Below are 11,105 nucleotides of genomic sequence, written 5' to 3' on the forward strand. Positions count from 1 at the left end.
GCCGGGAGGATTTTTCATGTCCGGGAAAGACCCCTGACAAACTGCCTGGACGGTCTTATTATGAAAACCTGGCCTGTGAAACCGGCAGACTGGCGTTTCCGGGCGGCAACGGCGTCTTGTCCTTCGCCACCATTGAAAAGAGGCCGGTAAGACGCCAGGCTGCTTTTATTCCTCTTCCAGAAGCATGCTGCGCAGGGAGTCAAAGAAGTTCCCGGATTCCTCTTCCGTCGCTTCCGCGTTCATGAGATCCTCCCATTGGGAATATTCCATCAGGTGGGGGGGAATTTCACTGAGGAAGGAGGAACGCTGGCAAGGCATGCGGTCTCCGTAGCGCAGGCGCGTGGCGCAATAGGTCAGCATGAGTTTTTCCTGCGCGCGCGTGATGCCTACGTAAAGCAGGCGGCGTTCTTCGTCGCAATTGCCGTCTTCCAGGGAACGCTTGTGGGGAAGAATGCCTTCCTCCAGCCCCACGAGGTACACTGCCGGGAATTCCAGTCCCTTGGCGGCGTGCATGGTAATCAGGCATACGCCGGGCTTGTTCTCCACGTCGTCATCATTATCCTCCTTGTCCAGGGTGACCTGGGCCAGGTAGTCCCGGAGGGTTTTCCCGGGTTGCCAGAAGTTGCGGAGAGAGGCTTTCACATCCCCGATGGACACCAGCCGTTTCTGGATTTCAGCTTCCGTCTTGCACAGGCGCGTGACGTATTCACTGAACCCGGTTTCCTCAATAAGCTGCTCCAGGATGTCTCCGAAGTCGGTTTCCTTGTCCTGGAAAAGGTCAATGTATTTTGCAATCAGCTCATTGAACGCCTGTACGCTGTTGCGTGCGCGGGTGGAAAGGGCCGCCAGGAATTCTTCGTCCTGGAGGGCGGCCCAGACGCTGTTGCCGTGCTCCCGGCTCCAGTCGATGGCCAGATGGCTGGTCAGCTCGCTGATGCCGCGCGGCGGCGTGTTGAGGATGCGCAGCAGATATTCGTCAGCCTGCGGGTTTTCGATAGTCGCCAGATAGGAAATGAGGTCCTTTACCTCCTTGCGGTCGAAAAAACTCTGCGCGCCCACCATGCGGTAGGGAATTTTGTGTTCCCGGAGCGTTTGTTCAATAACGCGGCTCTGGGTATTGGCCCGGAACAGAATGGCGAAGTCCTCCCAGGGGCGGCCTTCCTGCCTGCGGACGTTTTCAATGTCCGTGATGATGAATTCAGCCTCTTCCGCGTCTCCGGGCATGGAAATCAGCCGGACGGCTTCTCCACCGCCTTTGTGGGCGCGCAGCGTCTTGTCCCTCCGGCCCAGGTTATGGCGGATCAGGGCATTGGCCGTGTCCAGAATGGGGGCGGTGCAGCGGTAATTTTCCTCCAGCTTGATGACGGAGGGATTTGGAAAAAAGCGTTCGAATTCCAGGATATTGCTGATCTGGGCTCCGCGCCAGCCATAGATGGACTGGTCGTCGTCACCCACCACGCAGACATTGTGTTCCGGGCCCACCAGATGGCCCAGCAGGCTCATTTGGAGACTGTTGGTGTCCTGGAATTCATCCACGGTGATATAGCGGAAGCGCTGTTGCCACGCCTCCCTGACGTCCCGGTGTTCCTTCAGCAATTTGTCCGCCAGAATCAGCAGGTCGTCAAAGTCCACGGAATTCTGCGCCTGAAGCTCCCGCTGGTAGGAGGCGGCGATGTTGGCCGTCAGGTTGTCTTCAATGGAGTCAAGGCCCAGGCCGCTGTTTTTCATCCGGCTCATGGAGGAAAGCACGTCCTTGGGCGTGATTTTCTCCGTAATGCCGCCATGGCGCACAATCAGTCGCCGGATCAGGCCGCTTTGCTCGGAACCGCTGTAAATGGTGAAATTGGTCTTGTACCCCAGGCGCCCTATGTCCTCTCTCAGGATGCGCACGCAGAGGGAATGGAAGGTGCTCACCATTATTTGGCGCGCCGCTTTGCGTTCCACCATCTGGCCTACGCGTTCCCGCATTTCCAGGGCAGCCTTGTTTGTGAACGTCACGGCCAGGATGCTTTTGGGGCTGATGCCCCGGTCCACCATATGGGCGATGCGGCAGGTGACGGTGCGCGTCTTGCCTGTTCCGGCCCCGGCCAGGATCAGCACGGGCCCCTGCAGGGTCTGCACGGCCTTCTTCTGGGCCGCGTTCAGGCTCTCCATGGAAAAGGATTTGGCCATTTATACGTCAAAATGGATATCTTTCAAATTCGGGTGGCCGGCAATGAGCTGGGAGATATTCATGCGCGTGCTGCCTTCAAGCTGGACGTCTGTCACCAGCAATCCTCCGCTTCCGCAGGCGATCAGAAGCCCCTGCTCCCCGGCGGAGAGTACCTGGCCCGGTTTCCCTTTCGCTTCCGGGAGGATGGTGAAGCCGGGAAAGATTTTCATGTTGCGGATGCGTTTTTTGCGGTTCCAATAATTGGTGAAGGTGCCGGGCCACGGGTCATATGCCCGGATCATGCGGCCGATTTCTTCTGCGGGGCGGGTCCAGTCGATTTTTCCGTCCGCCCGCAGGAGTTTAGGAGCGTATGTAGCTAGGATTTCCTGCTGGCGGATGCGCGTGGCCGTCCCTTTTTCAATGGAATGGATGACGGGCAGCAGCACATCCGGCGTCATCCTGGCCAGCTTGTCATGCAGCGTGCCTCCGGTTTCCGTGCCTTCCAGGGGAGTGCTGATCTGGGCGATAATGTCCCCGGCGTCCAGCTTCCTGACAATGTGCATGATGGTGATGCCCGTTTCTGCATCTCCGGACTTGATGGCGGACTGGATGCAGGCCGCTCCGCGGTGGCGCGGCAGGAGGGAGGCATGGGCGTTGATGCAGCCCATGGGCGCCATATCAATCACTTCCTGGCTCAGAATTTGCCCGTATGCCATGACCACGATCAGATCCGGATTCAACCTCCTGAGGTTGCTCAGCGCATCCGGACTGCGCAGGGAATGCGGCTGGAGCACGGGAATGCCCGCTTCCCTGGCAATATTTTTGATGGCCGGGGCTGTAAGCACCTGGTGTCTGCCGACGGGACGGTCGGGCTGCGTGACCAGGCCTGCCAGATCCGAGTGACGAATCAGGCTGCGGAAGGCGGGAATGGCAATGTCGCCTGTGCCCATAAAGACGATGCGCATGGCTGGAAGCTTGCCCTGACGGCCTGCGCAGGTCAATGTTAAATCCGATTTTGAGAAGGGAATCATAGGGAGGAAAGGCCGTTTTTTGCCGTTACTTTCCGCCCGGGAGAGTTGCTGCGGGAAATGTTTGTTCCGGACGCTTCCTGCCCTGGGGCGCTTCCCCTCATGTCCGCCTGACTGCAAGAAGTTCTTTCCAGTGGAGCGGAATATTGGTATATCCCGTTCTATGCAGAAAGGACGGTTGCCGCGCATTCTGATTGTGACCGCAGGATACGGGGAAGGGCACAATTCCGCAGCCAGGGGAGTGCGGGATGCTCTCGCGGGGCGCGCGGAAGTCCGCGTTACGGACCTGTGCGCGGAGGCGATGCCCCGGATGTTCCGCCTGACGCGCGCCGCCTATCTGTGGACGATTTCCTGCATGCCCCGCCTCTGGAAACTGATGTATGAGGTGAGCGATAAACGCAATATGGCGGAAAAGCCCATCAGGGGAATCGCCCCCGTGGAGCGTCTGCTGGAACGTCTTCTGCGGGAATGGAAGCCGGATGCCGTAGTCTGCACCTATATGGTATATCCCTACATGCTGGATTCCCTGGCGTCCCGCACGGGCAGGGCGGTTCCTTACCTGACCGTCGTGACGGATTCCTTCGTCATCAATAAATTATGGCTGTGTTCCGAGTCCCCGCTCTGGGCCGTGACGGATCCCTGGACAAGGGCCATCATGGAGGAAAAGGGGCTGCCGCAGGACAGGCTGCGCGTTACGGGATTTCCCGTCAATCCCGTTCTGGGGGCGTTGGCGAAGGAGCATCCTCTTTCCTGGAAGGAAGGGGAGCCGTTCCGGGTGCTTTACTTCGCCCAGCGTTCCGCACGGCATGCCCGGGCGGAACTGGAGGGTATGCTGGATGCGAATCCCGCCCTGCATGTGACCTGTATTCTGGGGCGCCGGTTCCGGCGCATTTATCCCCGCATCCGGGATTTGCGCGCCAGATACGGACGCAGGCTGACGGTGCGCGGCTGGACGCGCCGCGTGCCTTCCTATCTTGCCGCCAGCCATGTAGTGGTCGGGAAAGCGGGAGGGGCTACCGTGCACGAAGTGCTTGCGGCCGCACGGCCCATGCTGGTGAACTTTCTTCTTCCGGGCCAGGAGGAGGGCAATACCCGTCTCCTGGAAAAACTGGGCGGCGGCGGCCATGTGCCGGACGTCCGCGCCCTGGCGTCCGCTCTTCAGGAAATGATGGCGGACGGCGGAGCTCAGTGGCGGCGCATGTATGAAAACCTGCTGCGGGCGGGGATGACCGGAGGAAGCGCCGGAATAGCGGATTTGGCCTTGAAACTGGTGGAGGAACATACTAACTGATTCCCGTGACCTATCTTCTGATTGACAATTCCAACACGCGCACCAAGTTCGTGCTCTCTTCGCCGGAAGCTCTGTTGCCGGAACGGTATATGATTCCCACCCGGGAGGTGAGCGGGGAGCGGCTGGACGAGGTGCTGGCCGGCGTCCGTTATGATGCCGCCGTGGTGTGTTCCGTCGTGCCGCGCGTAGCGGAAGAGCTGAAAAACTGGATTGTCAAACCTTGCCATTTCCTTTCCTGCGATTCCCGGCTGGGCGTGGGTATCGACTATCCCCATCCGCGCCAGATAGGGGCCGACAGGCTGGCGAACGCCGTAGGCGCCGCGGCTTATTACGGGTATCCGTGCGTGGTGGTGGATTTCGGCACCGCCGTGACTTTTGACGTGATCGGGCCCCAATGCACCTACATGGGCGGCGTTATTGCGCCGGGGCTTGCCAGCATGGGGGATTATCTGGAGCGCAATACGGCGCTTCTTCCCGCCATTGACCCCCAGGAGCCGTCCCGCGTCATTGGGACCAGCACAGTAGAGGCCATGCAATCCGGTGCCGTGTACGGCTACCGGGGGCTGGTGAAGGAAATTCTGGCCCGGCTGGAAGGTGAGCTGGGCGTGCGTCCGGCCGTGGTCGCTACGGGGGGGGACGCAGCGCTGATCGCCAGGGGAGTGGAGCGCATTGACCATGTGGACTCTGACATTACGCTGAACGGCTTGCGCATAGCCGCCGTGCTGAATCTTTAAAGAGCGGGCAAAATCGGCTGGAAGCCTGTTGCTTCTGGCGCCGTGGCCGGATGACGCGTAAAAACTCATAAATAGGTATTGCCAATGGCGCATACCCCATGTAGTATCAATGAACCTTAACAATAAATATCATGTCTGACAACAGCATCGAAGAAAAAGTAAGAAGTATCATCGTCGACCAACTTGGCGTTGAATCCGATAAAGTGACTGCTGATGCGAAATTCATCGAGGATCTCGGTGCTGATTCGCTGGATACCGTTGAACTCGTGATGGCTTTCGAAGAAAACTTTGACATTGAAGTGCCCGACGAAGAAGCCGAAAAACTTCAGTCCGTGGCCGACGTCGTTGCTTACATCGAAAAGGTTCAGGGTTAAGTTACACTGCTAAAATCCTTTATTACAAAAGCGGCTTCCCTGTGCAAGGCAAGGAAGCCGCTTTTTCATGGAAAGCCCCTCTGCCTTTTCTTCCATGAGTGACCTGCCTTCCTTTTCCCGTGACGATATCCGCTATGCGGCGGAGATGACGCGGGTGGTGTATGAACCGGACCGCCGCATTGATACTTTTGGCGATACCAGGTTTAATTTTCTTCTCCTCAGCGAACTGATGGATGAGGTGAACGTGGTGCGCGTGCGCAGCGGCTGGGTGGAAGCGGAGAAACCGAAAATCATACGGCCTTCCATTTACAATGAAATCAGTACGGAGGGTTTTTCCGGAGAGGCCAGGCGCTTTTTTGACTGGCTTTCCAAAAATGGGCCGGGCTTTCTGACGCTGCTGGAATACGGATTCAGATTCAAAAGGTCGGAAGTGAGCGAGGAAATTCTGCATGAACCGCTTGATTCCGTGCGCGGCCGGCTGCTGGATCAGGTGCGCAATGGGGAGGATACGTTCATGGCTCTCATTGAGGGGGTGGATGACGCATGGGAGGTCTCCCTCTTGAAATTCACGGTGGAAATGATACAAAAATCCCATGAAATCAATATCTTTGACTTCAAGCGCAAAGGTCTTCTTTAGCCTTTTGGCGGCGGCTTTCTGCGCTCAGGAAGTTTTGGCGGACGGAGAAAATTATTCCCTCTGGCCGCGCCGTCCGGAGACTCTTGCAGAAGCCCGCCGCCTGATGGACCGCGGCAGTCTGCCGAAAGCTCTGGAACTGTTGCAGCCCCTGGCGGAACAGGGAGGCGTGGTGGGGAAAGAGGCGAAGGAACTCATCGGAAGGCTGCGCATCCGCCAGTTGCTGGATCCCAACGGGCCGGACGTGAGGAAATATACCGTGCGAAAGGGAGATTCCTGGATACGCATGGTCAGGAAACTGGGTTGCTCCCAGGCCATGATGGTCCACCTGAACGGTCTGATGGATATTCCTGCTCTTCACACGGGAGATGTATTCAAGTACCGGCCTCTGGATTTCCATGTAGTGGTAAACGTGCCGGAAAAGGAAATCTGCCTTTACGACGGAACGGATTTTGTCAAGGGATACCCCATCCTCTCCATGAAGGACGGGGGAAAAAAGAATGTGGAAACGACCGTAAAGGATGAGCAGGCCCCCGTGTCCATCTACAGCAGGCAGTTTCCTTCTGCGGATAAGACGCTGGTGCTGGCGGCGGGAGGCTATGTCATTGACGCCGCCCGCGGCACGCCCCGCTCGCCGGGGTTTTATCTGAGTCGGCAGGACTGCAATGAACTGGCCATGCTGACCAGGCCGGGGACGAAGGTGACTATCCTGAGGGGGAAAGGAGAGGAACCGTGAGGCTGGTTATTCAACGCGTCAGTAAGGCCGCCGTTCATATCGGCGGTGTTTGCGTGGGGGCCGTGGGGCCCGGTCTGCTAATTCTGGCGGGCATTGAAGAGGAGGATACGGAAGAAGATGTGAGCTGGCTTGCCAACAAGGCGGCGGCCATGCGCATTTTTTCCGACGCGGACGGAAAAATGAATCTTTCCGTAAAGGAGGTGGGTGGAAGCGCGTTGGTGGTGAGCCAGTTTACGCTGCATGCCTCCACCCGGAAAGGGAACAGGCCCTCTTTCATCCGCGCTGCGAGGCCTGAGCGGGCCATTCCTCTGTATGAGCTGTTTAAGAAGGAACTGGCGTCTTTGCTGGAAGGCAGGGTGGAAAGCGGTGAATTCGGAGCGGATATGCAGGTTTCCCTGATTAACGACGGTCCGGTGACCATTTTCATGGACTCCAGGAAAAGAGAGTGATGGGAAGGGTCTTTATGAACACCATCAAAGAAGCCTATATAGTTAGCTTTACCCCGGTCTCCCTGCTTGCTCTCTATTTTCGTATGAACATAGCAAAATATTGCTGATAAATCTATTGCTCCTCCTGAAAATCTGTCCTTGAAAAAGGAGGAATATTATATTTACGTAGATTCGAACCTGGCCCTGAAATAACTAAGGCCGGACGCTCCACTAGCCGGCCAATATTTCCCGTGGAAGCCGCCTGTCCATAGGGCGAGTAGTCGTAAGCCGCCGCGATACGTCCATCTCCATCGAACACCTCCGTCACATTCTTGTTGAAGTCCATGCCGTAGCAGTAAAGGGTATTATCCTGCACGAGGGCCAGGGGGGCGGGTGGCTGTCGGTTTCAGAGGATCCCACAACAGCGTGCGGAGCACGTTCCGGCTATTGAGCATGTCCGGGGCGGCTATCTGCAAATAACCCCGGTACAGGTAGCGTTCATGGTTGGCGACTGTTATTTCTGAATTTTATTTTTAATTAACCGTATATCATTTAACATTGTTATGATATATCCTAATACTATCCAGATTAATATTGTTTCGAAACATATAAAAATATCTGTGATGGTAACATCAAATTTATCATTTCCATAATATTCTCCATAGGATAAGTTTATTGCGCGCGAGTATTTGTTAAATAGCGTTGTAGAATCATATATCTGGAAATACTCTAATATGCCTTTTGATATCCCTATCAGATAACATATCCAAGATATTGCTGGTATTTTTTTAAAAAAATTAATATATTTTTTCATAACTATAATATATCTTTTACTGTGTTCGTCTGATCTCTACATATTTTTTTCATCATTTTAGCAACTATTAAAATAGCCTCTTTTTTAGCATTTTCTAATGTTCAATTTTTCCCATTTCCATAGTTTTTCCAGTCTGATTCTATAATTTCTCATGTAAATTTCCTACCTATTATAAAATATTTCGATATTTTTTACTTTAGCCTTGTTTTATTCATTTTTTCCTGTTGTTCGTTGAGCAATTTGCTGAATATCAACAACCAGATTTTTTTTGAAATCTTATGGCAAGATTATTCTATATAATTTTGATTTATTTTAATAAAATAGCTAAATAAAATTCTTGATTTTTTGCAATTAAATTTCAAAATTTAACATATCGGCCCATTTTATTAGTACATTCAGCTGTGAGGTTGTATATATGCTATAATCATTAAATTTTTCTAGAGCCAATGCAGCCGAATCAGCAACTAAAACAATATCTTTTTTATTTATATATTCATTCCAGGAAAAAATCATGATAGCCGGTAGATAATAATGTAATCCGGATATGGAAAGCCAGAAAGGAAATGTGTAATGATTTTGTAGATAATTCGATTCTATTAACGTCCATTCCTTACCTTCCAACAGAATAAGTTCTTCATATGATTCTTCGCTAGATATTTTATAACCATATACCAAATCAAAGGAAGGAATAGGGTATATAGGAAATGCGGCTTTTACTTCTTTAAAAAAATCATCCATTACACTTTATTTTTATTTTTCTTTGACAATTGATTACGTTTGTCCAAGCTTGTTCAGATGCTTTCCGGTGTCCTGAATCTCCTCCTTGGTAACATTTGGAGTTAATAGTATCTCGAGCAATTGCATTTTTTAGCCAAGTTGCAGCCTTGATTTTCAACAGCCAACAACAATCTGCGTCCTTACATTTACCCAGTAATGCTGTCTCTATTTTAGCTGCATTAACAGCACTTTGTAACATTCCATGAAATAAACGGGTACAATTTCCAGTTCCTGGACCTGGCTGTGATAAATCATAAGCACCTGCAGAAACTATTACAATTGCTCCTATTACATCGCCAATTGGAAGAAGCCCATCTACGGCTGCAGCTCCTGCGGCAAAAGGAACAGCTCTTGCCATAGCATTTTGACCATTAATATCAAAACTATCAATAGGGTTATTCCCTACGAACGAATACAAATTCCATCCTCCTTTTTCGGCGATGGGATCACGATTGATCCACCTGCCGTCTCTGGGGTTGTAATAGCGGTAATTGTAATAAACCAGGGCGAAATCTTCGTCGTGCATCTCGGAGGACCACTGGACGGGCTGGACGAGGCTGCCCGTACTGGTCACGGCCCCATAGGGCGAGTAATCGTAAGCCGCCGCGATACGTCCATCTCCACCGAACACCTCCGTCACATTCTTGTTGAAGTCCATGCCGTAGCAGTAAAGGGAAGCGTCCTGCACCAGGGCCAGGGGGCGGGTGGCTGTCGGTTCCAGAGGATCCCACAACAATGTCCAAATCTCGGTCCAGTGTATTAAACATACGTAATTCTATCGTTATTATTTATATTTAGAAGATTTTTGTTTATTTCGGAACCGTTTTTTCACTTTTCTAGGATGAATATTTTCTTTGATGGTTTTTTTATTTTCTATTCTATTTTTTAATGGAAAAAATTTTCTATAAAAATAGAATAAAATTGATAATATTAATATTGTGATTATAGTTGTGTGAGGGGATAATAAATCGTCGGCTATAATTCCTAATAAGATAATAAAAAATGTTATAAAAAAATACCATGCTCCTTTTTTTAATCCATACACATAAAAAGATAAGCCAATGGCTAATGCAAAAGAAAAGATATATAAGTAATTCATTATTTGTATTTATCTTAAAGGATAAAATGGTCTTATAGGTGGTGTATAATTTGGGTTTTCCTCAATGATGATATTGTTATTCTCATATTGTTGAAAAGAATCTATTCTTATTTCTACTTCTATTTCTACTATAATTATTACTATGATATCTTGACAGCATTTTTCGTACTTGTCTCCTAACGTGTTTTTATAATTTTCATAAACCTCAGAACCTATATTTTTAGCTAATCCTCGGATAATTCCTATTAAAAAATTGTCCTTTATTTCATTTTTATATCCATAATAAATATTTTCCCTTTTCTGTTTTCTTTTTAAAAGTTTTTTCTGATGAGCTGTTGGTAATTTTTCTTTACACGTTTGAATTTTTTGACTGTTTTTAATGCGTTTGCGCATCTTAACAGCCTCCTTAACATTTTTATATATATTTTTCCCTATTTTTACATTTCCAGGTATTCCTGCAGCCCCTAGAGCTGCAGAAGTTGTAACTGAGCCCCAATCTATATCTGTCCAAGGATCTTCTTTACCTTGAATATAGTTTGCAGTAACTTGAAAACCATAATCTATTAAAGCTCCTCCTAATAATCCAAATATTCCTATCAACCCCAAAGCATCAACCTGATCTTGAGTGCTGTTACCGAGGAAGGCATACAAATTCCATCCTCCTTTTTCGGCGATGGGATCGCGATTGATCCACCTTCCGTCTCTGGGGGTGTAATAGCGGTAATTATAATAAACCAGGGCGAGATCATCGTCGTGCATCTCGGCGGACCACTGGACGGGCTGGACGAGGTCTCCCGTGGAAGCCGCCTGTCCATAGGGCGAGTAATCGTAAACCGCCGCGATCGTTCCCTGTGCGTCGAACACCTCCGTCACATTCTTGTTGAAGTCCATGCCGTAGCAGTAAAGGGAAGCGCCCTGCATGAGGGCCAGGGGGCGGGTGGCTGTCGGTTCCAGAGGATCCCACAACAGTGTTCGAATCACGTTCCGGCTGTTGAGCATGTCCAAGGCGGCTATTTGCAAATAACCCCGGTACAGGTA

At 51.2% G+C, this 11,105-nt stretch carries 13 protein-coding genes; 6 read left to right on the forward strand and 7 right to left on the reverse strand.

The window, feature by feature from the left end; genetic code table 11:
• Positions 1 to 165: 165 nt before the first annotated feature.
• Positions 166 to 2,172: an ATP-dependent helicase gene (locus CI070_RS03730; protein WP_094137250.1), complete on the reverse strand. Its 2,007-nt coding sequence runs from the start codon at positions 2,170 to 2,172 to the stop codon at positions 166 to 168.
• Complete coding sequence (gene fmt / locus CI070_RS03735; protein WP_094137268.1) at positions 2,173 to 3,117, reverse strand: methionyl-tRNA formyltransferase; 945 nt, start codon at positions 3,115 to 3,117, stop codon at positions 2,173 to 2,175.
• Positions 3,118 to 3,343: 226 nt separating this feature from the next.
• On the opposite strand from fmt, the gene CI070_RS03740 reads away from it, so the two are divergent.
• The 6 genes from CI070_RS03740 to dtd all read left to right on the forward strand — a co-directional run bounded on the left by CI070_RS03740 (position 3,344) and on the right by dtd (position 7,398).
• Positions 3,344 to 4,471 carry an MGDG synthase family glycosyltransferase gene (locus CI070_RS03740; RefSeq protein ID WP_094137251.1) on the forward strand — a complete coding sequence of 376 codons (1,128 nt, stop codon included), beginning with the start codon at positions 3,344 to 3,346 and terminating at the stop codon, positions 4,469 to 4,471.
• 5 nt (positions 4,472 to 4,476) lie between these two features.
• The gene (locus CI070_RS03745; protein ID WP_094137252.1) at positions 4,477 to 5,205 is read left to right on the forward strand and encodes a type III pantothenate kinase; all 729 of its coding nucleotides are present in this window, start codon (positions 4,477 to 4,479) and stop codon (positions 5,203 to 5,205) included.
• 131 nt (positions 5,206 to 5,336) lie between these two features.
• A complete protein-coding gene (locus tag CI070_RS03750) occupies positions 5,337 to 5,579 on the forward strand; it encodes an acyl carrier protein (RefSeq protein ID WP_012420022.1) in 243 nt (80 codons plus the stop codon).
• A 94-nt stretch (positions 5,580 to 5,673) separates the two neighbouring features.
• Positions 5,674 to 6,216, forward strand: a complete 543-nt coding sequence (locus CI070_RS03755; protein ID WP_256943598.1) for a hypothetical protein — start codon at positions 5,674 to 5,676, stop codon at positions 6,214 to 6,216.
• Positions 6,173 to 6,949 (forward strand): hypothetical protein, encoded by a 777-nt coding sequence (locus tag CI070_RS03760; RefSeq protein ID WP_143245713.1) that lies wholly within the window; start codon positions 6,173 to 6,175, stop codon positions 6,947 to 6,949. The genes CI070_RS03755 and CI070_RS03760 overlap by 44 nt, the downstream gene beginning before the upstream one ends.
• A complete protein-coding gene (dtd, locus tag CI070_RS03765) occupies positions 6,946 to 7,398 on the forward strand; it encodes a D-aminoacyl-tRNA deacylase (RefSeq protein WP_094137255.1) in 453 nt (150 codons plus the stop codon). The genes CI070_RS03760 and dtd overlap by 4 nt, the downstream gene beginning before the upstream one ends.
• A 112-nt stretch (positions 7,399 to 7,510) precedes the next feature.
• Here dtd and CI070_RS13015 read toward each other — a convergent pair whose 3' ends face one another.
• The 5 genes from CI070_RS13015 to CI070_RS14085 form a co-directional block, all read right to left on the reverse strand.
• A complete protein-coding gene (locus CI070_RS13015) occupies positions 7,511 to 7,723 on the reverse strand; it encodes a hypothetical protein (protein ID WP_143245714.1) in 213 nt (70 codons plus the stop codon).
• Positions 7,724 to 8,542: 819 nt separating this feature from the next.
• A complete protein-coding gene (locus CI070_RS03775; RefSeq protein WP_094137256.1) occupies positions 8,543 to 8,929 on the reverse strand; it encodes a DUF6714 family protein in 387 nt (128 codons plus the stop codon).
• Positions 8,922 to 9,626, reverse strand: a complete 705-nt coding sequence (locus CI070_RS03780; protein WP_143245715.1) for an RHS repeat-associated core domain-containing protein — start codon at positions 9,624 to 9,626, stop codon at positions 8,922 to 8,924. Before CI070_RS03780 ends, CI070_RS03775 begins: the two co-directional genes overlap by 8 nt.
• Before the next feature lie 126 nt (positions 9,627 to 9,752).
• Complete coding sequence (locus tag CI070_RS13020) at positions 9,753 to 10,067, reverse strand: hypothetical protein (RefSeq protein ID WP_143245716.1); 315 nt, start codon at positions 10,065 to 10,067, stop codon at positions 9,753 to 9,755.
• Positions 10,068 to 10,076: 9 nt separating this feature from the next.
• Positions 10,077 to 11,105: RHS repeat domain-containing protein (locus CI070_RS14085; RefSeq protein ID WP_256943599.1), on the reverse strand; the 1,029-nt coding region annotated here is incomplete at its 5' end.

The sequence above is a fragment of the Akkermansia muciniphila genome (genome assembly GCF_900184965.1).
In the GTDB taxonomy this organism is placed as follows: domain Bacteria; phylum Verrucomicrobiota; class Verrucomicrobiia; order Verrucomicrobiales; family Akkermansiaceae; genus Akkermansia; species Akkermansia muciniphila_A.